This is a genomic window from Pseudomonas sp. GM41(2012), assembly GCF_000282315.2.
GTDB lineage: Bacteria > Pseudomonadota > Gammaproteobacteria > Pseudomonadales > Pseudomonadaceae > Aquipseudomonas.
Genome location: NZ_AKJN02000008.1, coordinates 299,150 through 321,271 on the forward strand (window position 1 = coordinate 299,150; position 22,122 = coordinate 321,271).

Annotated in this window: 24 protein-coding genes; 16 read left to right on the forward strand and 8 right to left on the reverse strand. The window is 59.5% G+C overall.

The features are described from left to right. Window positions 1-446: 446 nt before the first annotated feature. From PMI27_RS06905 to PMI27_RS06880, 6 genes are all read left to right on the forward strand, one after another. Complete coding sequence (locus tag PMI27_RS06905) at window positions 447-1,829, forward strand: glutamine synthetase family protein (RefSeq protein WP_008153110.1); 1,383 nt, start codon at window positions 447-449, stop codon at window positions 1,827-1,829. A 167-nt stretch (window positions 1,830-1,996) separates the two neighbouring features. Continuing rightward, a complete protein-coding gene (locus PMI27_RS06900) occupies window positions 1,997-3,646 on the forward strand; it encodes a phosphoethanolamine transferase (protein WP_033053467.1) in 1,650 nt (549 codons plus the stop codon). A 76-nt stretch (window positions 3,647-3,722) separates the two neighbouring features. Further along, window positions 3,723-4,385: a class I SAM-dependent methyltransferase gene (locus PMI27_RS06895; protein ID WP_008153114.1), complete on the forward strand. Its 663-nt coding sequence runs from the start codon at window positions 3,723-3,725 to the stop codon at window positions 4,383-4,385. A gap of 123 nt (window positions 4,386-4,508) precedes the next feature. Further along, window positions 4,509-5,642, forward strand: coding sequence for a ribonuclease D (gene rnd / locus PMI27_RS06890; protein ID WP_008153116.1), 1,134 nt, complete (start codon window positions 4,509-4,511; stop codon window positions 5,640-5,642). After that, a complete protein-coding gene (locus PMI27_RS06885; RefSeq protein ID WP_007898694.1) occupies window positions 5,639-5,932 on the forward strand; it encodes a YcgL domain-containing protein in 294 nt (97 codons plus the stop codon). Before rnd ends, PMI27_RS06885 begins: the two co-directional genes overlap by 4 nt. A 120-nt stretch (window positions 5,933-6,052) precedes the next feature. Next, window positions 6,053-6,985: a D-2-hydroxyacid dehydrogenase gene (locus PMI27_RS06880; protein WP_008153117.1), complete on the forward strand. Its 933-nt coding sequence runs from the start codon at window positions 6,053-6,055 to the stop codon at window positions 6,983-6,985. 126 nt (window positions 6,986-7,111) lie between these two features. On the opposite strand, the gene PMI27_RS06875 is transcribed toward PMI27_RS06880, so the two are convergent. Continuing rightward, complete coding sequence (locus tag PMI27_RS06875; RefSeq protein WP_008153118.1) at window positions 7,112-7,705, reverse strand: nitroreductase family protein; 594 nt, start codon at window positions 7,703-7,705, stop codon at window positions 7,112-7,114. A gap of 165 nt (window positions 7,706-7,870) precedes the next feature. Here PMI27_RS06875 and PMI27_RS06870 point away from each other — a divergent pair, with 165 nt between their 5' ends. Both PMI27_RS06870 and PMI27_RS06865 read left to right on the forward strand, forming a co-directional pair. Then, the gene (locus tag PMI27_RS06870; protein ID WP_008153119.1) at window positions 7,871-8,320 is read left to right on the forward strand and encodes a YcgN family cysteine cluster protein; all 450 of its coding nucleotides are present in this window, start codon (window positions 7,871-7,873) and stop codon (window positions 8,318-8,320) included. A gap of 36 nt (window positions 8,321-8,356) precedes the next feature. After that, window positions 8,357-9,586: a hypothetical protein gene (locus tag PMI27_RS06865; RefSeq protein WP_008153121.1), complete on the forward strand. Its 1,230-nt coding sequence runs from the start codon at window positions 8,357-8,359 to the stop codon at window positions 9,584-9,586. A gap of 130 nt (window positions 9,587-9,716) precedes the next feature. Here PMI27_RS06865 and PMI27_RS06860 read toward each other — a convergent pair whose 3' ends face one another. From PMI27_RS06860 to PMI27_RS06845, 4 genes are all read right to left on the reverse strand, one after another. After that, a complete protein-coding gene (locus tag PMI27_RS06860) occupies window positions 9,717-10,094 on the reverse strand; it encodes a YgaP family membrane protein (RefSeq protein ID WP_008153124.1) in 378 nt (125 codons plus the stop codon). Window positions 10,095-10,184: 90 nt separating this feature from the next. Then, on the reverse strand, window positions 10,185-10,655 hold the full coding sequence (locus PMI27_RS06855) for an RNA methyltransferase (RefSeq protein ID WP_008153126.1): 471 nt from the start codon (window positions 10,653-10,655) through the stop codon (window positions 10,185-10,187). Between the two features lie 220 nt (window positions 10,656-10,875). Beyond that, the gene (locus PMI27_RS06850; protein WP_008153129.1) at window positions 10,876-11,247 is read right to left on the reverse strand and encodes a YajD family HNH nuclease; all 372 of its coding nucleotides are present in this window, start codon (window positions 11,245-11,247) and stop codon (window positions 10,876-10,878) included. A 48-nt stretch (window positions 11,248-11,295) separates the two neighbouring features. Further along, window positions 11,296-11,982 carry a spermidine synthase gene (locus PMI27_RS06845; protein ID WP_008153132.1) on the reverse strand — a complete coding sequence of 229 codons (687 nt, stop codon included), beginning with the start codon at window positions 11,980-11,982 and terminating at the stop codon, window positions 11,296-11,298. Between the two features lie 98 nt (window positions 11,983-12,080). Between PMI27_RS06845 and PMI27_RS06840 the strand changes: the two genes are divergently transcribed. Next, window positions 12,081-12,371 carry a hypothetical protein gene (locus PMI27_RS06840; protein WP_008153134.1) on the forward strand — a complete coding sequence of 97 codons (291 nt, stop codon included), beginning with the start codon at window positions 12,081-12,083 and terminating at the stop codon, window positions 12,369-12,371. Here the strand turns inward: PMI27_RS06840 and PMI27_RS06835 are convergent. Beyond that, window positions 12,368-12,841 (reverse strand): cyclic nucleotide-binding domain-containing protein, encoded by a 474-nt coding sequence (locus tag PMI27_RS06835; RefSeq protein WP_033053557.1) that lies wholly within the window; start codon window positions 12,839-12,841, stop codon window positions 12,368-12,370. The genes PMI27_RS06840 and PMI27_RS06835 overlap by 4 nt on opposite strands. A gap of 217 nt (window positions 12,842-13,058) precedes the next feature. Further along, the gene (locus PMI27_RS06830) at window positions 13,059-15,113 is read right to left on the reverse strand and encodes a S9 family peptidase (RefSeq protein ID WP_008153139.1); all 2,055 of its coding nucleotides are present in this window, start codon (window positions 15,111-15,113) and stop codon (window positions 13,059-13,061) included. A 204-nt stretch (window positions 15,114-15,317) separates the two neighbouring features. On the opposite strand from PMI27_RS06830, the gene PMI27_RS06825 reads away from it, so the two are divergent. From PMI27_RS06825 to PMI27_RS06815, 3 genes are read left to right on the forward strand one after another with little or no spacing between them, the layout of a single operon-like run. After that, the gene (locus PMI27_RS06825) at window positions 15,318-15,815 is read left to right on the forward strand and encodes a hypothetical protein (RefSeq protein ID WP_033053470.1); all 498 of its coding nucleotides are present in this window, start codon (window positions 15,318-15,320) and stop codon (window positions 15,813-15,815) included. Window positions 15,816-15,846: 31 nt separating this feature from the next. Beyond that, window positions 15,847-16,623 (forward strand): class II glutamine amidotransferase, encoded by a 777-nt coding sequence (locus tag PMI27_RS06820; RefSeq protein WP_008153143.1) that lies wholly within the window; start codon window positions 15,847-15,849, stop codon window positions 16,621-16,623. A 12-nt stretch (window positions 16,624-16,635) separates the two neighbouring features. After that, window positions 16,636-17,178, forward strand: coding sequence for a DUF2937 family protein (locus tag PMI27_RS06815; RefSeq protein WP_008153147.1), 543 nt, complete (start codon window positions 16,636-16,638; stop codon window positions 17,176-17,178). Window positions 17,179-17,277: 99 nt separating this feature from the next. Here PMI27_RS06815 and PMI27_RS06810 read toward each other — a convergent pair whose 3' ends face one another. Next, window positions 17,278-18,192 (reverse strand): LysR family transcriptional regulator, encoded by a 915-nt coding sequence (locus PMI27_RS06810; protein ID WP_008153149.1) that lies wholly within the window; start codon window positions 18,190-18,192, stop codon window positions 17,278-17,280. Between the two features lie 148 nt (window positions 18,193-18,340). On the opposite strand from PMI27_RS06810, the gene PMI27_RS06805 reads away from it, so the two are divergent. The 4 genes from PMI27_RS06805 to PMI27_RS06790 all read left to right on the forward strand — a co-directional run bounded on the left by PMI27_RS06805 (window position 18,341) and on the right by PMI27_RS06790 (window position 22,082). After that, on the forward strand, window positions 18,341-19,627 hold the full coding sequence (locus PMI27_RS06805) for an MFS transporter (RefSeq protein ID WP_008153151.1): 1,287 nt from the start codon (window positions 18,341-18,343) through the stop codon (window positions 19,625-19,627). 78 nt (window positions 19,628-19,705) lie between these two features. Then, entirely contained in the window at window positions 19,706-20,458 is a 753-nt protein-coding gene (locus PMI27_RS06800) for a 5-oxoprolinase subunit PxpA (protein ID WP_008153152.1), read from the forward strand. Continuing rightward, complete coding sequence (locus PMI27_RS06795; RefSeq protein WP_008153155.1) at window positions 20,455-21,159, forward strand: 5-oxoprolinase subunit B family protein; 705 nt, start codon at window positions 20,455-20,457, stop codon at window positions 21,157-21,159. The genes PMI27_RS06800 and PMI27_RS06795 overlap by 4 nt, the downstream gene beginning before the upstream one ends. Then, window positions 21,156-22,082 (forward strand): biotin-dependent carboxyltransferase family protein, encoded by a 927-nt coding sequence (locus tag PMI27_RS06790; RefSeq protein WP_008153156.1) that lies wholly within the window; start codon window positions 21,156-21,158, stop codon window positions 22,080-22,082. Before PMI27_RS06795 ends, PMI27_RS06790 begins: the two co-directional genes overlap by 4 nt. Window positions 22,083-22,122: the final 40 nt, after the last annotated feature.

Genomic DNA, 22,122 nt, shown 5'->3' on the forward strand with positions numbered 1-22,122 from the left:
CGCGAGGCCTGCGGGCCGCAAATCAGAAAGTCCGGAGCAGTATTTAGAAATTAAATACTTCTGTGTGAAGCTGGAAAGATCGCAGCATTCGGCAGCTCCTACATTGGATCGCCGTACACCTGTAGGAGCTGCCGAAGGCTGCGATCATTTGAAAACACAGACAATGTTTAGCCAATCCGCAACCAAGGTTCTTCAAATCCCGATTTAACGACTTATCTACCCGTGTGACGCTGCGGCTCATCTGTTTCCTGTGGTTTTTTCTATGGACGGTTGTCCCGTCGCACTTCCCTGCGAATTAGCCTTTTGGGCGCTGTGGCACTGCCGTCACGCGCGCCCGCCGGATTCCTGCATTTCCCGTTGATTGTTCTTACAGGTCCCGCGCTATGCGCCGGGATCAAAGCGGCGACGCCTGTGCGTTTGCCTGACGCGGAAATAAGAGAATTCCCATGAGTGTTGCCACGACATCTTTCGCCTCCAAGCAAGAAGCCCTGACCTTTCTGGAACAGAACCCGGATATCGAGATGTTCGAGTTGTTCATCCTCGACAACAACGGTGTACCGCGGGGCAAGTTGCTGCACCGCGATGAGTTGCTGGCGGTGTACGAAAGCGGGCGGCCATTGCCGAGTACCATTCTTGGCCTGACCATCAACGGCGATGACGTGGAAAACTCTGGCCTGGTCTGGGACGTTGGCGATATCGACTGCCGGGCGTACCCGATCAGCGGCAGTTTGACGCGCATGCCGTGGCGGCTGATTCCTACGGCGGCGGTGCAGGTCAGCATGCACCCGAAGGAGGGCATGCCCGCGACGATTGCCGATCCACGGCATCTGCTGGCGAAAGTCATCGAAGGCTTGCAGGCCGACGGGTATTACCCGGTGATGGCGGCGGAGCTGGAGTTCTACCTGCTGGATCAGCAGCGCGACAGCAACGGTCGACCGCAACCGGCGCGGGATGTCGATGGCGGACGGCCGCGAGGGACTCAAGTCTACGGATTGCGTGAACTGGAACAGATCGAGCCGTTTCTGGCCGATCTCTACAGCGCCTGCAAACTGCAGGGCATTCCGGCGCGCACGGCGATTTCCGAATACGCGCCGGGGCAAGTGGAAATCACCCTCGAACACCGCACCGACGCCTTGCAGGCGATGGACGAAGCGGTGCGCTACAAACGACTGGTCAAAGGCGTGGCGCACAAGCATGGGATGACGGCGTGCTTCATGGCCAAACCGTTCGATGACCTGGCGGGCACAGGCATGCACATGCACGTCAGCCTGGCGGACAAGGAGGGCAACAACCTGTTCGCCAGCGAAGCTGCGGACGGCACGCCGCTGCTCAAACAGGCGGTGGGCGGGATGCTCAGCACGTTGCTCGATTCGTTGCTGTTGTTCTGTCCGAACGCCAACTCTTACCGTCGCTTTCAGACCAACAGCTATGCGCCGCTGGCACCTACGTGGGGTGTGGACAATCGCACCGTGAGTTTGCGTGTGCCCGGCGGGCCGGCATTTTCCCGGCATATCGAACACCGCATCTGTGGTGCCGACGCCAACCCGTATCTGGCGGCCGCGGCGATTCTGGCCGGGATCCATCGCGGTATTCGCGAACAACTCGATCCTGGCGCGCCGGTGGAGGGCAATGGCTACGCCCAGGCCACGGAACTGTTACCGACTGACTGGCTGACCACGTTGCGAGCGCTGGAAGGTTCGAGCTGGGCACGGGAAGCGTTCGGCAGTGAATTCCTCGGTGTGTACCTGGCGGTAAAACGAGCCGAGTATCGACAGTTCATGGGCGAGGTGGGCGAACAGGATTGGCGCTGGTATTTGCATCAAGCCTGAACAGAGCCTGAACCATTCTCAAATAAAGCCCAGTGCCACGAGCCAACCAATCGTTGGCTTCTTTTTCACAAAAAATTGATGGTTGGCTGACTAAAATGAGTGTTGTCACGGTAAATGAAATTTTCACATTTACCGAAGGCGCTTCTTTTCAGGAACAACCGATCATAATGTTGAAGATTAAAGCCGTGCGCCCCGAGTGGGTGACACTGATTGCCAGTGCCTTCCTGTTAACGGGCTGCAACCTTGTTCTCTGGCAACACCTGTTTGAAATCACGTCATCTGACGGTCAAGGCATCGTCATGCGCGTGGCGTTCGGCTTGATGATTCTGGCTGCCTTCAACATTGTACTGACCCTGCTGGCGTTCCGGCCTGTACTCAAACCGGTCTTGACCCTGATCTTTATGATCAGCGCCGGGGTGGCGTATTTCATGGGCCAATACGGTGTTTTGATTGACACCGGGATGTTGCGTAACTTTGCGCAAACCAATGCGACGGAAGTGCGTGACTTACTCTCGATCAAGTTGCTTGTTTATATTGTTTTGCTCGGTGTTTTGCCGTCCTTTTTATTATGGAAGACGCCGGTTAGTTACCGTCGCTGGCACCGTGAGCTACTCAGTAAAATTCTCGTGAGTGTCGCATCGGTTGCTGTGATCGGGGGGGTCGCACTGGTTAACTATCAGGGCTTGTCCTCCTTGTTTCGCAATCACCATGAGTTGCGCCTGATGGTGGTGCCGAGCAACTACATCGGTGCCTCGGCCGGCTTTCTGCGTGAGCAGCTCGCCTCTGCGCGGCAACCCTTCGTCACGCTGGGCGAAGATGCCCAGCGAAATCCCGCCTTGCAAACCCACGGCCGCAAATCCCTGACTGTACTGGTGGTGGGCGAAAGTGCCCGGGCCGAGAACTTCGGCATTCTGGGGTATGACCGTGACACCACACCCAAACTGAGTAAAGAAGCGGGCCTGATCGCTTTTACCGATGTGCATTCCTGCGGGACGGAAACAGCGGTGTCGGTACCGTGCATGTTCTCCGACATGGGCCGCAAGAATTACAACGCCAGCAAGGCAAAAAACCAGGAAGGCCTGCTGGACGTGCTCAAGCGCGCGGGTCTCGATGTGATCTGGCGCGATAACCAATCGGGCTGCAAAGGCACTTGCGATCGGGTCACCCTCGACGACGTCAGTAACCTGAAAGACCCGGTACTGTGCGCCAATAGCGAATGCCGCGATGAAATCCTGCTGCAGGGTTTGCAGCACTTCATCGATACCCTGGATAAAGACACGGTACTGGTGTTGCACCAGATGGGCAGTCACGGTCCGGAATACTTCAAGCGCTACCCGAAAGAATACGAGCGCTTCACCCCGGTTTGTGAAAGTAACGCCCTGAACAATTGCAGTCGCGAAAGTATCGTCAATGGCTACGACAACACCCTGGTGTATACCGACCACGTGCTGTCCACCCTGATCGATTTGTTGCGTAGCAATCAGGACAAAGTCGACACCGCGATGCTCTATCTGTCGGACCACGGCGAATCCCTGGGTGAGTACAACTTGTTCCTGCATGGCACGCCTTACATGCTCGCGCCGGAACAACAAAAACATGTCGCGATGCTGGCCTGGTTTTCCGACAGCTATCAAAAGTCGTACTCGGTGGACACCCATTGTCTGCAACTGAGTCGTGAAAAACCTTTGAGTCAGGACAACCTGTTCCATTCGATGCTCGGTCTGCTGGAAGTCAAGAGCAAGGTCTACAACCAGGACCTGGATATGTTTGCCGGGTGTCGCGCAGCAGTAAGCGACGGCGTGTTGGCCAAAGAGTGAGTGCTACAACCTTTTTTCCACGCACCGGTCGCTAACCTGCGGCCGGTTAGCGTTTTTCCCCCGAGAACCATTGCACATGTCTGCTCAATCCCCATCCGCCATCGAGCTTGAGATCGCCCGGCGCTACGATCAGGAGCACGCCCGCGTCTGTCTTCAGCCGCGACCCCGTGGCCTGGCCGGGCGGTTGACGTTCTGGCGTGACGAGCAACTGGTGCGCAATGCGCTCAAGGCTGCCGGCGAACCGGGGCTGGTTCTTGATGTGGCCTGCGGTGTCGGGCGCTACTGGCCGGTACTGGCTGAACATGCAAACCGGGTGATTCTCGCGGCCGACCCGTCGCAGGACATACTCGATCATGCCCGCACCCACCATCCGCAGAGCCTGCTGAAACGGGTCAAGACCTTTCAGAGTTCAGCGTTCACCATTGGCTTGTCGGCGAATGCGGTTGACTGCATTTTTTGCATGCAACTGTTTCAACACATCGCCTGCCCCGAGCATCGTTTGGCCATGCTTAAGGAATTCCATCGGGTCAGTCGCGATACGGTGATTGTGGCGGTACGGGTCGATGCTCATTTCAAAGGCCGGCGCACGGATGCACAGGGCGTTCCGGCCCGACCGTTGGCCAGCAAGGCCGACGTGGAAGCCGAGTTCAAGCGCGCAGGTTTGCGCTTGCTCAGTCATCAGGACTTCCTGCCCGGCTGTGCGCGGATGCGCGTCTACGTACTGCGTAAGGCCGGCTAGTCTCCGCTTATCAGACATTTCTTGCTGTTCGGCAGGCATTTTCGCTAAAGCTCTTGTTCAGTGGATGCGCGGAAATCGCCGGGGGCGATATATACTGCGCGCCATTCTTCAAGGGAGAGCCGTGTGGCCATCGATATTCACTGGATTCGCGACAACGATAGCCTCGGTCAGTTTTGCGCCGAGTGGCAGCAGCTGCCATTCGTTGCCCTCGACACCGAATTCATGCGGGTCGACACCTTTTATCCGATTGCAGGCCTGCTGCAGATCGGCGATGGCGTACGCGCTTACCTGATTGACCCGCTGAGCATCGACAACTGGCAGCCTCTGGCCGCATTGCTGGAAAACCCGGCCGTGGTCAAAGTCGTCCATGCATGCAGCGAAGACCTCGAAGTCCTGCTGCGCCTGACCGGCAGCCTGCCGGCGCCGCTGTTCGACACCCAGTTGGCCGCCGCTTACCTGAACCTCGGTTTTTCCATGGGCTATTCGCGGCTGGTGCAGGAAGTGCTCGGCATCGACCTGCCCAAGGGCGAGACCCGTTCCGACTGGCTGCAACGTCCACTTTCCGACACCCAAATCAGCTACGCCGCCGAAGATGCCTTGCACTTGGCGGAAGTTTTTGTACAGCTGCGTCCGAAACTGTCTGACGACAAGTACGCCTGGGTCCTGGAAGACGGCGCCGAGCTGGTGGCCAACTTGCGCCGCGAAGTTGATCCGTATGAGGTCTATCGCGAAGCCAAGCTGGCCTGGAAGCTTTCCCGCGCCCAGCTCGCCGTGTTGCGTGAATTGTGCGCCTGGCGCGAGCGCGAAGCCCGCGCCCGTGATCTGCCGCGCAACCGCATCGTGCGTGAGCATTCCCTGTGGCCGTTGGCGCGGACTCAGCCGGACAACCTTGGCGCGTTGGCGAAAATCGAAGACATGCACCCGCGTACCGTGCGTCAGGACGGCGAGTTTCTGCTTGATCTGATTAAACGCTCTGGCAGTGTGTCGCCAGAACAATGGCCGCCAGCAGTGCCGGAGCCTTTGCCGGTGGACGCCGCCGCACTGGTCAAACAGCTGCGTGCGATCGGCCAGGCCGAAGCCGAGCGCCTGAACATTGCGCCGGAGCTGATGCTGCGCAAGAAAACCCTGGAAGCGCTGCTCAAGAGCGGCTACCCCAACGGTCCTTACCAATTGCCTGATTCGCTGCGTGGCTGGCGCCGCGAATTGATGGGCCAGGCGCTGCTCGACAGCCTGGCCACCGCCGGAGAACAGCCTTGAAGCGTATTTGTTCCATTTATCGAAGCTTGAAGAAAAACGAGATGTACCTCTATGTGCTCAAAAGCGATGCACTGGAGCGCGTTCCGGAAAGTCTGATGGCCGCCTTCGGCAAACCGCATCACGCCTTCGATCTGGTGCTGACCCCGGAGCGTAAACTGTCGCGCGAGGACATCACCGTGGTGCTGGAAAACCTTGAGAAGCAGGGTTACCACTTGCAAATGCCGCCGGCCGAAGACGAATACATCGAACACTTGCCGGAAGAATTGCTGCGCCGCAACGACCCGATGTGACCGGCAGACAGGCTCTGTTCAGAGCCTTTATGAAACACTGGAATGATTTTGGCGATGGCCAGGCCGATGGAGCGTTACTCCATCGGCGGCCGACTGCTCTGTTTTTGAAAGGTTTGAACCATGCGCGTTCTGATTGCTGAACACGACCACCCGGTGTACGCCCAGCTGTTGCGTCAAGCAGCGCCCGACCTGGAAGTGCTGACCAGCGGCGACTCCGCCGAACTGGCCAGCCAGGCCGCTGATTGTCCGATCTGGCTCGGTCAGCCGGACTTGCTGGCGACCTTGCTGCGTCAGGGCCACGAGCCACAATGGCTGCAATCGACCTGGGCGGGCATTACGCCGCTGCTGGCCGACGGCTTGCCACGTCACTATCGACTGACTCGGGCGGTGGGGATTTTCGGGCAGGTCATGGCCGAATACGTGCTGACCTACATGCTCGGCCACGAGCGCGAAGTGCTGCCGCGGCTGGTCAGCCAGGTCGAGCGCAAGTGGGACAGTCGCCAGGGCCAAAGCCTGGCCGGCCGCAAAGTGTTGATCGTTGGCACCGGTGATATCGGCCAGACCGTGGCGCAGTTTCTTCTGCCGTTTGGCGTCGAGTTGTACGGCATCGCCAGCGAAGCCCGCGAGCAGGCGCCGTTTGTCGAAGTCGGGGTACTGGCTGATCTGCCGCGTCTGGTGGGTGAAGTGGATTACGTGATCAATCTGCTGCCGAATACGCCGAACACCCATGACCTGTACGACGCGGCGCTGTTCAAGCAGTTCAAGCCGACCGGGTTGTTCATCAACGTCGGACGTGGCGTGGCAGTGGTCGATGCGGACCTGGTGGAGGCCTTGAAAGAAGGGCATCTGGCGGGTGCGGTGATTGACGTCTGCCGTCAGGAGCCGCTACCGCAACGTCATCCGTTCTGGACCGCCTGGGGCCTGCTGCTGACCGGCCACAGTTCGGCACCGACCTCGCCATCGATGATGGTGAACCTGTTTGTCGAGAACCTGCGGGCGTATCAGGCGGGTGAGGCGTTGCGCGGGGAAGTGGATTTCAATCGCGGGTATTGAATTCTCCCTATGAACCTGTAGGAGCCGAGCTTGCTCGCGATGGCGATCTCACAGTCAACGATGATGTTGAATGTGATGGCCTCATCGCGAGCAAGCTCGGCTCCTACAGTAGATCTTCGGTGTGGCTTAGAGGGTGAAGTCGCCTTCGGCGGCCAACTCGCTCAGCGGACGACGTGGGCTTGGTTCTTCACGCGCTTGCAGGTACTCCGCCAGCGTCGCCTTGTCGCCCAGTTTGCCCACCGCTACCGCCGCGTGCAGGGCGTAGCCTTCGGGAATGTTCAGCTCCTTGCGAGTCAGGTCCTGGTCGAAACCGGCCATGCCGTGGGTGTGCCAGCCGCTGATGCTCGCTTGCAGCGCCAGATGGCCCCAAGCGGAACCGGTGTCGAAGGTGTGCCACAAGGCCGGGGTTTCTTCGGTGGCGCCAGGCACCGCGAAAGTGGTTTTCGAGATCACGATTACCAGTGCCGAGGCGTGCTGTGCCCAGCCGCGATTGAACTCATTCAGCAGGCCCAGGAAACGCTCCCAGTTCGGCGTGTCGCGACGTGCATAGAGAAACCGCCAAGGCTGCGAGTTGTACGCCGATGGCGCCCAGCGCGCGGCTTCGAAGAAGCTCAGCAGGGTTTCTTCCGGGATGCTTTCGCCGGTAAAGGCGCGGGGCGACCAGCGGTCTGTGAACTGAGGGTGGATGGCATAGTCGGCAACGCGTGGATTAGCGCTCATCAAGTGATTCCTTGCTACGTTTGAAAGAAAGGGGCGACGCAAAACCCTACTGGGCGGCGCAATAACTGACAAGCTCCTTCTACCGGCAGTCGCCAACGCTTGGCCCACAAGGGCCTTGGCACTAGACTGGCGGCCTTTTCACCACCTGATGTTGATGCTTGAGCCATGGCCGCCAAAGTCGAACCGTTCTGGATACGCAAAACCCTCGATCAACTCGATCAAGAGGAATGGGAATCGCTGTGCGACGGCTGTGGCCTGTGCTGCCTGCAAAAGCTCGAAGATGAAGACGACAACAGCGTCTACTACACGCGTATCGCCTGCAAACTGCTGGACCTGAAAACCTGTCAGTGCACCGATTACCCGAACCGCCGTGATTTCGTCCCCGACTGCATCCAGCTCACGCCAGGCAAGGCCGATGAGTTCAAGTGGCTGCCGCCGACCTGCGGCTATCGACTGGTCAGCGAAGGCAAGGACCTGCCGCTTTGGCACCATCTGGTGTGCGGTGATCGCGATGCAGTGCACCACGCGCAAATTTCCCAGTCCGGGCGCATGCTCGCCGAAGGCAGCGTGGCCGACGACGATTGGGAAGACCATCTGATTTTCCGCGCGGGTTAAACGCCAAGCGATTTAACGTTTCACGAAGGAGTGTGTATGGCTGTGGGATTGCGGCTGGCGTTGGCCTTTGGGCTTTTGGCCCTGAGTTCGCCCGTGTGGGCGGTGAAGAAGGTTGATCTGGATTACCACGTGCGCCTGTTGCCGGACAGGGATCAGGCTGAAGTGCGACTGACCCTGGCCCAGGGTTCGGCAGTGCGCAGTCTGGATTTCGACCTGGGCGATGGCAGTCACTACAGCGATTTCAAGGCCGACGGCCAATGGCAGCTCACGCCGGGCAAGCAGGCCCGTGGTGTCTGGCGCCCGGCCGCCGACAAGGCCAGCCTGACCTACCGCGTACGCATCAGCCACGGGCGCAAGAGCGGCAGCTTCGATACGCGCATGACGCCAACGTGGGCGCTGATGCGCGGCGACGATCTGGTACCGGCGGCCAAACTCGATCAGGAGGATGGCATTGAGCTGGTTTCACGCCTTGAGTTCGAATTGCCCGCCGGCTGGAAAAGCGTTGAAACCGCCTGGCCGCGAATCGGCAAGAACAAATTCCGGGTCGATAACGTTTCTCGCTTGTTCGACCGGCCTACGGGCTGGATGCTCGCCGGCCACCTCGGCAGCCGTCGCACGCGGCTTGGGGAAACCGAGGTCACCGTCGCCTCGCCTCAGGGCCAGGGCATGCGCCGCATGGATGTGCTGACGCTGCTGACCTTTGTCTGGCCGCAAGTGCAGGCGGTGTATCCCCGTCATCCCGTCAAACTGTTGATCGTCGGTGCCAACGACCCGATGTGGCGTGGCAGTCTGGGCGCTCACGAATCGATCTATCTGAACACGCGTCTGCCGCTGGTCAGCGAAAGCGGCACCAGTGCGCTGGTGCGGGAATTGGCGCAGGTGTTCGGACGGATCAACGACCAGCAGCGCAGTGACTGGATCAGCGAAGGATTTGCCGAGTATTACGCCATCGAACTGGTGCGCCGCGCCGGCGGCATGAGCGATGAGCGGTATGAGAGTTTGCAGAAGAAGTTGGCCAAGGACAGCCAGAAGGTCACGACCTTGCGCGGTGAGCAGGTCAGCCCGGCGCAGGTGTCGAAAGCGGTCGTGTTATTGCAGGAACTGGATCGCGAGATTCGCCTGAAGACCCGCAACAAGCGTTCGCTGGATGATGTGTTACGCGGGGCGATGCATTTGGAGAGTGTGGATACCAAGGAGTTTGTTCAACTGGCCGAGAGCGTAATTGGCGAGTCCTCCAAAGTCCTCGATACCGAGTTACTTCAGTAACACCGTCATCGCGAGCAAGCTCGGCTCCTACAAGGATCTCCAGCGAACACATTATTTGTGGGCACGTCGGTCAACTGTGGGAGCCGAGCTTGCTCGCGATGAGGCCGTTCGCCTCACCACAATGTCTGGATCAAACCCCGGTTTTAGGCGACTTCAACGAATCATTACCGGTCACGGTAGCGGTATTGGTCGCCGCCTCGGCATTCGCCTTCAACCGGTTCAACTCTTCACCCGCCCGCTGAATCTTTGCCCGCACGTTGTCCATGTCCTGACGGCTTTTCTCCAGCAGGCTTTTCGCCGAACTGTGCCCGGTAATACCACGCGCCAGGGCAACACCGCCGATCGCCACTTGAATCAACCCGAACACACCACCGCGACGCAGGCCCTTGCCGACCATGACCACACCGCCGGCCAGTGAACCGATACGTTCCCAACCCTGCACGTTCTGCTCAGTGTGAGTCTGGAACGGGGTGGATTCGATGCGTTCTACGCGTTTGAGTTCGCTCATGATCTGTCTCCTGGCTGGAATGGCTTTCAAGAATAGATAATTAAGCTGACTGCCGAGGCGGGCGGCTTGTTCCATCGGATATGCGCTGAATCAGCGAAACTTTGCTCCGGAGCGGGTGTTGAGTCCCTTGGACATACGGTCATAGAGCACGACGTTGACGGTGGCCGCCAGGTTCATGCAACCGGTGGTCGGGATGTAGACCACGTCTTCGCACCAGTCGCGAATCTCTTTATCCAGCGAGCCGTCTTCCGGGCCGAAGATGTACAGCGCGCGGTCCGGATGGGTGTATTCCGGCAGCGAACGGGCACCTTCCACCAGTTCCACAGCGACCGGAACGCAGCCCAGCGGCAGGATTTTTTTCAGGTCGTCGATGCCGATCAGCGGAATGTCGTAGTGGACGCGCTTGGTGTCGGTGACGAAGTCGGCGGCGCGTTCATAACGCTTGCCGGTATAGAACACGGACGCCACGCCATAACAGCCAGCGGCGCGCATCACCGAACCGACGTTTTCCGGTGATTTGGGGTTATACAAACCAATGCAGCTGTACCGTTTGTCTGCCACGAGCGGGGTGCCTTCGGGGAAAAAACGGCGATTATACGGGGATTGGGGGAGGGTGGGCAGTGATCGTTCCCCTGTGGTGAGGGGGCTTGCCCTCGTTGGGTCGCGAAGCGGCCCCAAAATCAGCCACATCAGTTATTCAGGTAAACCTCGTTCGCTGATTTTACGACTGCTTCGCAGCCGAACGGGGGCAAGCCCCCTCGCCACAGGGCCAAGGTCGACTTCAGTCTTCTTTCTTCATCAACCCGGCCAACGCGGCAAACGGGTTATGCGTTGCCTTGGCGATTTTCGGCGAGCTCAGCGAACCTTCATCGAAATACTGTTGATCGGTGTACCGCGAGTGTTCGTTGTCGTGGCAATACAGGCACAACAATTCCCAGTTCGAGCCATCCTGAGGGTTGTTGTCGTGGTTATGGTCGCGGTGGTGCACGGTCAGTTCGCTCAGGCGCTTGCCGGAAAACTCACGGGCGCAGCGACCGCACACGTGCGGGTACATTTTCAGGGCCTTGTCGCGGTAACCCATTTCCTTGTCGCGCTGGTTGTCGGCAAGGATGCGGTCCAGTTTCGACGTGTTGGTCGGTGTTGACGAACTCATGGGTTCACCTTTGTAAAAGACTAATGACGGTTATGAGCCAAGTTTAGCTCAGCCCTTGAGCTTCTCGGCAATCCAGATGGTGTGACGGGTGCCTTTGTTGCCGTGGGCGAAGACCTGCACTTCCTCGGCTTTGAAGCCGGCCTTCTTCAGTTTGTCGGAAAACTGTCGATCAGCACTCGCGGACCAGACGGCCAGCACGCCTTTGGGCCGCAGGGCCTTGGCGCAGGCGCTCAGGCCGCCAGCGGAGTAGAGCCAGCTGTTGGCCTTTTGGGTCAGGCCTTCGGGGCCGTTGTCGACGTCGAGCATGATTGCGTCGAAACCTTGCGGCTCGGCTTGCAGGACTTTGGCCACGTCTGCCATGCGAATGACCGTACGCGGGTCCTGCAGCGGATTCCCGGCTTTCTCACCCAGCGCTCCACGGTTCCACTCCACCACACCCGGCACCAGTTCGGCGACCACCACTTCAGCGGTCTTGCCCAGATGCTTGAGGGCCGAGGCGAGGGTGAAGCCCATGCCCAGGCCGCCGATCAGCACGCGCGAATTCGGCCGGCCGGCCACTTTACGGCACGGGATCTCCGCCAGAGCGTCTTCCGAGCCGTGCATGCGGGTGTTCATCAGTTGCCCGCCGTCGCCGCCCTGGATCTTGATGACGAAATCCTCACCGTATTCGAACAGGCACAAGGCACCGCCATTTTCAGGAATTGGAGTGGTGTCGAGCAGAACGAAACGTTTCATGGGACTCACTTGAGGAGAAATTGGCATAAGAGGGAGAAGGCAAACACGCGCCGTTGGGAGTAGCCTGCAAAAACACAACAAGGCCAACGGAGCCATTGATGAAGCGCACCATTCTAACGGTCATTGCCTTGGCCGCGCTCTCGATAACTGCAGTGCAGGCCCAGCAGTTGCAAACCATTCCGACCAGCCCTGCGCCGCTGCCCGGTTCACCCGGCACCGCGACCCCGACACCGTACCCGCAAATCACCCCGACCAGCGTGCCCAAGGTCGGGCCCGGCAGTGGTGGTCCGCCGTTGGTGCCGATTGAAATGCCTAGCCCGCCCACCAAGGATCAGCCACTGCCGGGGCTAGAGCAAAACCCGTCGAAAGCCAAATCACCCGGCGGTTAAACCTGCTGCGAGAGCAGTTGCCCATCGGCCATGCGCAACCGTTTGGAGAGGGAGACGGCGAGGGCGCGGATGATTTTTGCGGCGATTTTCGGCGCATCGTTGAGCATCTTTTCCAGCGAATCCTTGCCCAGATTGAGCAACTGGCAATTGCTTGCGGCCACGCAACTGGCCGAGCGGCGTTCGCCGTCGAGTACGGCCATTTCGCCGAACGCCCGACCGCTGCGCAACGTTGCCATGGTCACCAGGTGACCGTCGCTGTTGGTTTTCTGCACCGCCACCTGGCCGGTGTGGATGATGCACATGAAGCTGCCGGCATCGCCCTCATGGAAAATCTCTTCGCCCTGAGCAATGGTGCTGATGCTGAAGTAGCCCGAGGCCGCGGCGAAGTCCGCCGGCAGCAGTTGATCGAATAGGCCACAGTCCATCAGCCAGTCGCGAATTTCGTTGTTCAGTAAGGTCGGTTCTGACATGTCGTCACGGTCTTTTTCTTGTGTCTGTTGCAGGCTCGAATTTGAAATCACCGCAAATCCCTGTGGGAGCGGGCTTGCCCGCGATGACGATGTTACAGCCAATGATGATGTTGAATGTGATGGCCTCATCGCGGGCAAGCCCGGCTCCCACAGGGGATGTGTGTTGTCTCGGGCCCCTAGTGTCTGGTGTTAAGACCGACACGCCGGGCCAAGTTCCTCAGGCAATCCCCAAAACCTTGAAAACAAATGCGTATTCGAGTGCTACGTCACGCAATCCCTGATAACGACCGCTCATCCCGCCGTGCCCGGCACCCAATTCGGTCTTGAGCAGCAGGGGATTTGCGTCGGTTTTGGTCGCGCGTAATTTCGCCACCCACTTGGCCGCTTCCCAGTACTGCACGCGACTGTCGTTGTAGCCGGCGATCACCAGGGTCGCCGGATAAGCTTGGGCGGTGACGTTTTCGTACGGAGCGTAGGCCTTGATCCGATCATAGACGTCCGGCTCTTCAGGATTGCCCCACTCGTCGTATTCGGTGACGGTCAACGGCAGGTCCGGGTCGAGCATGGTGTTCAGCACGTCGACGAACGGCACTTCGGCAATCGCAGCAGCAAACAACTCCGGCCGCTGATTGAGCACCGCGCCGATCAGCAGGCCACCGGCGCTGCCGCCGCTGATCGCCAGTTGCTGTGAAGTAGTGAAACCATTGGCGATCAGGTGTTCGGCGCAGGCGATGAAGTCGCTGAAGGTATTGTGTTTGTGTTCCTGCTTGCCGGCGCGATACCAGGCTTCGCCCAGTTCACCGCCACCACGCACGTGAGCGATGGCGAACGCCACACCACGGTCCAGCAGACTCAAGCGGGCGTGGGAGAACCATGGGTCGAGGCTTTCACCGTAAGCGCCATAGCCGTACAGATAAAGCGGCGTCGGCTTACCGAGTGCTTCGCGTTTGACGACGAGGCTGATCGGCACTTTCGTACCGTCCGGTGCCGTTGCCCATAGGCGCTGACTGACGTAGGCATCGGCGTCGAACGGGCCGAGCACCGGGGTTTCCTTGAGGACTTTCTGCTCGCCGCTGCCCAATATCAGTTGGCGGATTTGCGCCGGACGGTTCAGCGCTTCATAGCGCAGGCGGATCCTGTCGCTGACGAACTCCAGACTGTTCTGCACATGAAGGCTGTAGGCCGCATCAGGCAATTGCACGCGGTAGCTCGGCAGGTCTTGCGGATGAACTTCGATGATCGGCAAGCCACCCTCACGCAAGCTCAGGGTCATGGCGCCGGCATTGAGGCTCAAGCCTTCGATCATCACCGTGTCGCTGTGCTGGATCAGGTTCTGCCAGTCGGCCTCGGTCGGCGCCACGCCGGTGTCTACGGCGTGGTAAAGGGCAAAGTTGATGCCGTCGCGATTGGTGCGAATGAACCAGGTCCATTGACCGTCGAGCGCGCCGTGGTCGACGTCGTACTCATGGTCTTCAACCCTCGGTGCGATGCAGGTAAACGCCTGTTGCGGCTGGAACGCGTCGAGCACCCAGACTTCGCTGGTGGTCTTGCTGCCCAGGGACAACAGCAATTGCTGCTCGGAACTGGAGCGGTAGCAATGCATGAAGAATCGACCGTCCGGCTCATGGAACACTTCTTCGGCCGCCGTACCGTCCAGCCGATAGCGGAACAGTTTGTGCGGGCGATGGGTGTCGTCCAGTTCGCCGAAGAACAGCGTCAGGCTGTCATTGGCCCAGGTCATGCTGCCGTCGCAATCCTGGAATTCCAGTTCACTGACACGGCCGTTGGACAATTCCTTCACGAACAGCGTGAAAATCTCATCGCCCGTGGCGTCGATGCTGTAGGCCAGACGCTGATGGTCCGGGCTGATGCTGAAGGCGCCCAGGGAAAAGAAGCCGCCGTTGGCCAGTTCATTCGGGTCCAGCAGCAGCTGTTCCTGGCTTTCGTCGAGCTGCAGGCTGTCATCGGCAGGGCGCGGGCAGCGGTAGTGGCGGGCATATTCATCACCGGCCGTGGTGCGCGTGTAATACAGGTACGGACCCCAAGGGGAGGGCAAGGACAGGTCGGTTTCGAGAATCCGGGCCTTGATTTCTTCGAACAGGGTTTCACGCACCCCGGCCTGATCGGCGGTTTGCGCCTCTTGGTAGCGGTTTTCCGCTTTCAGGTAGTCGAGCACCGCGTCGGTGTCGCGCTCCTGCAGCCAGGCATACGGGTCGTCGCCTTCGGCCTTGTGGGCAATCGGAGCGTCGGAAACGTTGACGGATAGGGGCATGAAGGACTCTCGAACAATGTACGGAATAGGGGCTTCGCAGACGGCATTGTAGGAGCCGAGCTTGCTCGCGATGGCGGCGACACGGTCAATATTGATGTGCCTGACAGATCGTCATCGCGAGCAAGCTCGGCTCCTACACTGGCATTGGAGCAAGCCTGACGTGCGAAAAGTCGTTACTATAAGCGCCTCTTTGCCTGCCTTGCCATGGACACCATGACCGAGAACGACTATCTGATCGCTTGGGGCCTCTACGCCTTTGCCGCTTTGGGCTGCCTGTTGGTGTGGATGCGTATCACCCGCTGGATGTGGCGCTGGCTGCGTGAGCCGCTGCGGCTATTGGTTGCTGTGTTGCTGTTCAGCCCGACCATCATTGATCCGGTGAAGGAAAAGGTTGCCCCGGCCATCGCCATTACTGCCCTTGATCTATTGTTCAAGGTCGGCAACAACGCCTGGCGCGCAATTTCCGACCTGTTCATGTACGGCATGATCGCCTTCGGCATTTACCTGGTATTCGTGGCGATCCGTTTCCCTATCGAACGTGCGTCCAACGCTCGCAAGGAACAGGCTGCCGCTGCCAAGGCTGCGGCCCGGGCCGATGACCCTGAAGAGGATCACCCGTTCGGCGGTGCGGGCGATGATCGTTACGGTCGTCCACCGGTGCCGAGCAACCCTCAGCGAATGCGGGTCGAACCGCGACTGTAACCTGCCCCTGCCTTTCAGCGAGAATCCGAGCATGTGTGAGTTATTGGGCATGAGCGCCAATGTGCCGACCGATATCGTGTTCAGCTTCACCGGGCTGATGCAGCGCGGCGGCCGCACTGGTCCGCACCGTGACGGCTGGGGCATCGCCTTTTACGAGGGCCGTGGCCTGCGCCTGTTTCAGGACCCGGCGGCGAGCTGTGAGTCCGAAGTCGCGAACCTGGTGCAGCGCTATCCGATCAAGAGCGAAGTGGTGATCGGGCACATCCGCCAGGCCAACGTCGGCAAGGTCTGCCTGTCCAATACCCATCCGTTCGTGCGTGAGCTGTGGGGCCGAAACTGGTGTTTCGCCCACAACGGCCAACTCGCGGACTTTGAACCGATCAAGAGTTTTTACCGCCCGGTCGGCGATACCGACAGCGAGGCGGCGTTCTGCGATTTGCTCAACCGCGTTCGCGCAGCGTTCCCGGAACCGGTAGAGGTCGAAGAACTGCTGCCAGACCTGGTGGCCGCCTGCGCTGAATACCGCAGCAAAGGCGTGTTCAACTGCCTGCTCAGCGATGGCGACTGGCTGTTCTGCTATTGCTCCACCAAACTGGCGCAAATCACCCGTCGCGCGCCATTCGGCCCGGCGCGCTTGAAGGACGTCGATGTGATCGTCGATTTCCAGGCCGAAACCACGCCCAACGACGTGGTCACGGTGATCGCCACCGAACCCTTGACCGAAAACGAAACCTGGACCCGTTACGAACCGGGCCAATGGAGCCTCTGGCGACGCGGTGAATGCGTCAGCCAGGGCAAGACCGAATAAGGATTTCCCTTCATGTTGCTCAGTTATCTACGGCTGGTGTTGTTCGCGGCGGGCCTGTTGATCGGTGTCCAGGTGCCGGGATTCATCAACGACTATGCCAAGCGCGTCGAAGCGCATCTGATTGAGGCGCAGGCCAGTCTGAGCGGTTTTCAGGGCACGGCGAATCAGTTCTTCAAGGGTGACATCCAGGCATTGGTGGCCCATTACCGCGCCAGCGAAGACCCGATCTTTCGCAGCGATGCCGACAGCCTGAGCACCTTGCTGACCCGTCAACTGGCCCTCGATAAACAGTTCCAGGCCATGCAAGGCCCGTGGTACATCCGCTTCCTGCAGGTTGCACTGGCGGCTGATCCGGATATTCGCAAGGAAACCTGGAATGGCTACAGCTACCAGATCCTGCTGACGCCTGAAGCGATGATCTGGGGCATGAGCGGGGCGTTGCTGTTGTCGTTCGGCATTGAATGCCTATTCCGTCTGATCGACTGGGTGGTGCTGGGCGGCAAACGCCTGCGCCAGAGCCGGCCGATCGAAGACCGGGATGTGCGCGGGCTGTAAGAAAAAGATCAAAAGATCGCAGCCTGCGGCAGCTCCTACATTGGAATGACGTACACCCTGTAGGAGCTGCCGAAGGCTGCGATCTTTTGATTTTGATCTTCAACGACTCAAAACGATGTAACCCTCACCCACCTTCTTCGCATACCCGTCCAGCACCTGCTGACACAACGCCACGATTTCTTCGACCCACTCCACGCCAACCCGCCACGACACCACCACCTGCAAATTCGGTGGCCGTTGATCGATGGCCAGCAAGGTCAATTCCCCCCGCGCCAGTTCCTCGGCGACCAGCACCGGTGGTAGCGCGCCAATACCGAAACCGTCCCGCAGCAACCGGGTGATCGCCGATACCGAGTTCACGCAGTTCAACCGTGGCGTCATGATGCCGTTGGCCTGCATCAGGGCGAGAATCTCCTGATGCGGATGGGAGTTTTTCGAATAGGTAATGATCCGTTCCCGCGCCAGGTCGGCAATCCCTGAATACTCGCGGTTGTAGATCGAGTTAGTCGCCACAATCCAGCCCATCGGGTGACTGGCCAGCTCAAGGCTGCGCACGCTTTCCTGACGCAACAAGTCGGTTTGCAGGATCAGATCGAGAAAGCCTTTTTGCAGCTGATCGCAGAGGTTGAGCGCGGTATCGGCCACCAACTCGATTTCCACCAGCGGATAGTGATCCATCATTTGCGCCACCAATGGGCTCAACCAGGTATGGATGACCGTGTCCATCACGCCGATGCGAACCCGTCCGACCTTGCTCGAACGGGTCTCGATCGACTGCTTGAGGGCTTGCATGGTGTCCATCATTTGCTCGGCGTACTCGAGCACTTTCAAGCCTTCGGGCGTCAGGCTCACGCCACGTGAATCACGCAGGAACAGCTTCACCCCGAGCTCGCCTTCGAGCACGGCAATGCGGCTGGAAATCGACGCCTGGGTGGTGAAGAGCTTGTCTGCCGTCAGGCGAAAACTCTTGAGTCGGGCGACCCAGACAAAGGTCTCGAGAAACTTCAGGTTCATGGGGACAAGTTTTTCTTATGTCTAAAGCGGGTTTTTATTAGTTGGACGTACCAGGGTAAAGCGCCCAAAAATCAGGCCATCCGGTTCCCACGATAGGCGTCGTCGGGGCTCAGAACAATACCAATAAAAATTAGCGCGGAGATTTGCCATGAGTGCGCCCGACACGCTCGACATCCCCAAAGCCACGGTTCGCCCAGGACCTTTCGACTGGTACCGCAACATCAACAAGCAGGAGCGCCGCACCTTCTGGAGCTGCAAGATCGGCTATGGCCTGGACGGCATGGACACCCAGATGCTCAGCTTCGTGGTGCCGACCCTGATTGCGATGTGGGGCATCACCACCGGCGAGGCCGGGCTGATTCACACCAGCACCTTGATCGCCTCGGCCATCGGCGGTTGGGTGGCGGGCATTCTCTCCGACCGCATCGGTCGCGTACGCACCTTGCAACTCACCGTGCTGTGGTTCGCCTTCTTCACCTTCCTCTGCGGCTTCGCCCAAAACTACGAACAACTGCTGATCAGCCGCACGCTGATGGGCTTCGGTTTCGGCGGCGAATGGACCGCCGGCGCGGTGCTGATGGGTGAAGTGATTCGCGCCAAGGACCGCGGCAAGGCGGTGGGCATGGTGCAATCTGGGTGGGCATTGGGTTGGGGACTGACGGCGATCTTGTATGCGCTGCTGTTCTCGGTACTGCCGCCAGAAGACGCCTGGCGCGCTCTGTTCCTCCTTGGCATCGTGCCGGCGATCTTTGTGATCTTCGTCCGCCGACTGGTCAAGGACCCGGAAATCTATCGCGAAGCCAAGGCCAAGCAAGAACCCAGCAATCCGGCAAAATTCTACGAGATTTTCGCTCCCGGTATCCTGTTCACCACGATTCGCGCGTCAGTGCTGACCACTGGTGCTCTGGGCGGTTACTACGCGATCACCTCCTGGTTGCCGACGTTTCTGAAGAACGAACGCGGATTGAGCGTACTCGGTACGGGCGGTTATCTGGCGATGGTGATCGTCGGATCCTACGTCGGCTATGTCATCAGCGCGTATTTGACCGACATCCTCGGGCGTAAAAAGAACTTCATTCTGTTCGCGGTCGGCTCGTTCACCATTGTTCTGCTCTACACCCAATTGCCGGTCAGCAATGGCGTGATGCTCTGGCTGGGCTTTCCTCTGGGCTTCTTCGCTTCGGGGATTTTCAGTGGCATGGGCGCGTTTTTGACCGAGCTGTTTCCAACGCGGATTCGCGGTTCGGGTCAGGGCTTTTGCTACAACATCGGCCGGGCGCTGGCGGCATTGTTCCCGCTGTTGATCGGCTTGATGAGCCAGAAAGTGCCATTGAGCGTGGGAATCGGTGCTTTTGCGGCGGTGTCCTACGGGGTGGTGATCCTTGCTGCGCTGAGCTTGCCGGAAACCCGTGGCAAGCAACTCGAAGCCCAATAACTTAATGCACAGCAACTGATAATCTGCGGGCAAGTGCCCAACAGATAGAAAAGAATAAAACTTACAGGAGTGTTCACCGTGAGCCGCCTGCTATTGAACTGCGACATCGGCGAGAGTTTCGGCAACTGGACCATGGGTCTGGACGCCGAGGTCATGCCCTTCATCGATTGCGCCAACATCGCCTGCGGCTTCCACGCCGGCGATCCGAGCATCATGCGCAAGACCGTCAGCCTGGCCTTGAGCAACGGCGTGCAGATCGGCGCACATCCGGCCTATCAGGATCTGGTCGGCTTCGGCCGCCGTTCCATGGCCTACACCGCCCAGGAACTTCAGGACATTGTGCATTACCAGATCGGCGCCCTCGACGGCATTTGCCGGGCTCAGGGTGGGCGGGTGAGTTACGTCAAACCGCACGGCGCGATGTACAACGACATGATGGCCAACCCGCCGCAATTGCGCGCGGTGCTTCAGGCTGTGGCGTCCTATAATCGTGAGTTGCCGCTGATGTTGATGGCCACTCGCGACAACAGCGCAGCCCAGCAATTGGGCGATGAATACGGCGTGACCCTGTGGTTTGAAGCCTTCGCCGATCGCGCTTACGACAGCGCGGGAATGCTGGTCTCGCGGCAACTGCCGGGCGCAGTGCATCACGATCCCGAAACAATTATCGAACAGGCGCTGACCATTGCTCGCGGTGGCAACCTCACGGCCAGCGATGGCAGTGCCTTGCACTTGCAAGCCAACACTCTTTGCGTACACGGCGACAATGCCAGTTCGGTAGCCGCCGTGCGGCGTATTCGCGAAGCACTTGATCAGCAGAGCGCGCCATGAACCTGCGGGTAGAAGTGGTGGCGCTGGATTGCTTGATGGTCCGTCTGTTCGATGAGATCAGCGAGGCCAACATGCCGTGGATGCTCGCCGCCAGTGAAAGTCTGCGTGCTGCGTTCGCCGGGCATCTGATCGATCTGGTGCCGTCCTATACGACGTTGATGGTGCATTACGACCTGACCGCGTTGAGTCCGGCCCAGGCTCGGGAGCTGATCGCCGAGGCCTTGATCGATCTGTCGCCCAACGCCTGCACCCGCGGCAAATGTCATGTGTTGCCGGTCTGGTATGACTTGAGCGTTGGCCCGGAGCTGAGCCTGTTGTCCCAGCGTAGCGGGTTGGCGGTGGATGAAGTGATCCGTCGCCACAGCGAGCGCGAATATCAGGTGTTCGCCTTGGGTTTTGCGCCGGGTTTCGCCTTCATGGGGCTGGTGGAAGAAGCGCTGGCCGCGCCGCGTTTGAACACTCCGCGTAAAAAGGTAGCCGCGGGCAGTGTCGGCATCGCCGAACGGCAAACCGCCGCTTACCCGGTGGTGTCTCCCGGTGGCTGGAATCTGATCGGCCGCACCCCGGCCAAATTGTTCGACCGCGAACGCGACGGCTACAGCCTGATGCAACCAGGCGACACGGTGCGCTTCGAAGCCGTCAGCCATGCCGAATTCATCAATCTGGGCGGTGATGACACGCCGTTGGAGGCGCAGGCATGAGCCGTCTATCAATAGAAGCGAGTACACCGCTGTGCCTGTTGCAGGACGCTGGCCGTTTCGGCGTTCGGCATCTGGGCGTGACCCAGGGCGGGGCGGCGGACTGGCGATCGATGTCGTGGGCCAATTGGTTGCTGGGTAATGGCCTGGATGCACCGGTGATTGAAATCACCCTCGGTGGGTTCACCGTCGTTGCCGAAGAGGATTGCGTGCTGGCGTTGGCCGGGGCGGATCTGGGGGCGCAGGTGGATGGCGAGGCGTTGGCACCGTGGCGCAGTTTCAGGCTGAACAAAGGTCAGCGATTGCAATTCACTCAGCCGCTGCTTGGGGCTCGGGCTTATTTGGCGGCCCCGGGCGGATTTGATGCGCCAAAGGTGTTGGGCAGCAGCGCAACGGTGGTCCGTGAGGAACTCGGCGGGCTGGATGGCATGGGCCGGGCGTTGGCCAAAGATGCGCAGTTGAGCTACTCGGGCAGTTCGCTGTTACTGCTGCGGGAATTGGCGCCCGAACAGGTGCCGGATTTCAAACTCAACGCGCCGCTGGACCTGGTGCTTGGTGCCCAGATCGGCGAGTTCAGTGGACAGAGTTCGTTTGACGCGTTCAACAGCATCTGGACCCTCGACAGCCGTGCCGACCGAATGGGCATCCGCTTGCTGGGAACGGCGTTGCAGTATCAGGGTAAGCCGATGATTTCCGAAGGCATCCCGCTGGGTGCGGTTCAGGTGCCGCCGGATGGGCAGCCCATTGTGCTGCTCAATGATCGGCAGACCATTGGTGGCTATCCGCGATTGGGGGCGTTGACGCCGCTGGCGCTGGCGCGACTGGCGCAGTGTCTGCCGGGGACGCAGGTACGGTTGAAACCGGTGGTGCAGGATGTCGCGCATCGCGAACACGTCGAATATCTGCGCCGGTTTGTGAACCGCTAAAAGCATCGCGGGCAAGCCTTGCTCCTACAGGGTCAATGCA

Excerpts from the sequence above, each read along its gene's own strand:
- PMI27_RS06905 (WP_008153110.1), top strand. The coding sequence starts at position 447 with ATGAGTGTTGCCACGACATCTTTCGCCTCCAAGCAAGAAGCCCTGACC.
- PMI27_RS06900 (WP_033053467.1), top strand. The coding sequence starts at position 1,997 with ATGTTGAAGATTAAAGCCGTGCGCCCCGAGTGGGTGACACTGATTGCC.
- PMI27_RS06895 (WP_008153114.1), top strand. The coding sequence starts at position 3,723 with ATGTCTGCTCAATCCCCATCCGCCATCGAGCTTGAGATCGCCCGGCGC.
- PMI27_RS06880 (WP_008153117.1), top strand. The coding sequence starts at position 6,053 with ATGCGCGTTCTGATTGCTGAACACGACCACCCGGTGTACGCCCAGCTG.
- PMI27_RS06875 (WP_008153118.1), bottom strand. The coding sequence starts at position 7,705 with ATGAGCGCTAATCCACGCGTTGCCGACTATGCCATCCACCCTCAGTTC.
- PMI27_RS06870 (WP_008153119.1), top strand. The coding sequence starts at position 7,871 with ATGGCCGCCAAAGTCGAACCGTTCTGGATACGCAAAACCCTCGATCAA.
- PMI27_RS06865 (WP_008153121.1), top strand. The coding sequence starts at position 8,357 with ATGGCTGTGGGATTGCGGCTGGCGTTGGCCTTTGGGCTTTTGGCCCTG.
- PMI27_RS06860 (WP_008153124.1), bottom strand. The coding sequence starts at position 10,094 with ATGAGCGAACTCAAACGCGTAGAACGCATCGAATCCACCCCGTTCCAG.
- PMI27_RS06850 (WP_008153129.1), bottom strand. The coding sequence starts at position 11,247 with ATGAGTTCGTCAACACCGACCAACACGTCGAAACTGGACCGCATCCTT.
- PMI27_RS06845 (WP_008153132.1), bottom strand. The coding sequence starts at position 11,982 with ATGAAACGTTTCGTTCTGCTCGACACCACTCCAATTCCTGAAAATGGC.
- PMI27_RS06840 (WP_008153134.1), top strand. The coding sequence starts at position 12,081 with ATGAAGCGCACCATTCTAACGGTCATTGCCTTGGCCGCGCTCTCGATA.
- PMI27_RS06835 (WP_033053557.1), bottom strand. The coding sequence starts at position 12,841 with ATGTCAGAACCGACCTTACTGAACAACGAAATTCGCGACTGGCTGATG.
- PMI27_RS06830 (WP_008153139.1), bottom strand. The coding sequence starts at position 15,113 with ATGCCCCTATCCGTCAACGTTTCCGACGCTCCGATTGCCCACAAGGCC.
- PMI27_RS06825 (WP_033053470.1), top strand. The coding sequence starts at position 15,318 with ATGGACACCATGACCGAGAACGACTATCTGATCGCTTGGGGCCTCTAC.
- PMI27_RS06820 (WP_008153143.1), top strand. The coding sequence starts at position 15,847 with ATGTGTGAGTTATTGGGCATGAGCGCCAATGTGCCGACCGATATCGTG.
- PMI27_RS06815 (WP_008153147.1), top strand. The coding sequence starts at position 16,636 with ATGTTGCTCAGTTATCTACGGCTGGTGTTGTTCGCGGCGGGCCTGTTG.
- PMI27_RS06810 (WP_008153149.1), bottom strand. The coding sequence starts at position 18,192 with ATGAACCTGAAGTTTCTCGAGACCTTTGTCTGGGTCGCCCGACTCAAG.
- PMI27_RS06805 (WP_008153151.1), top strand. The coding sequence starts at position 18,341 with ATGAGTGCGCCCGACACGCTCGACATCCCCAAAGCCACGGTTCGCCCA.
- PMI27_RS06795 (WP_008153155.1), top strand. The coding sequence starts at position 20,455 with ATGAACCTGCGGGTAGAAGTGGTGGCGCTGGATTGCTTGATGGTCCGT.
- PMI27_RS06790 (WP_008153156.1), top strand. The coding sequence starts at position 21,156 with ATGAGCCGTCTATCAATAGAAGCGAGTACACCGCTGTGCCTGTTGCAG.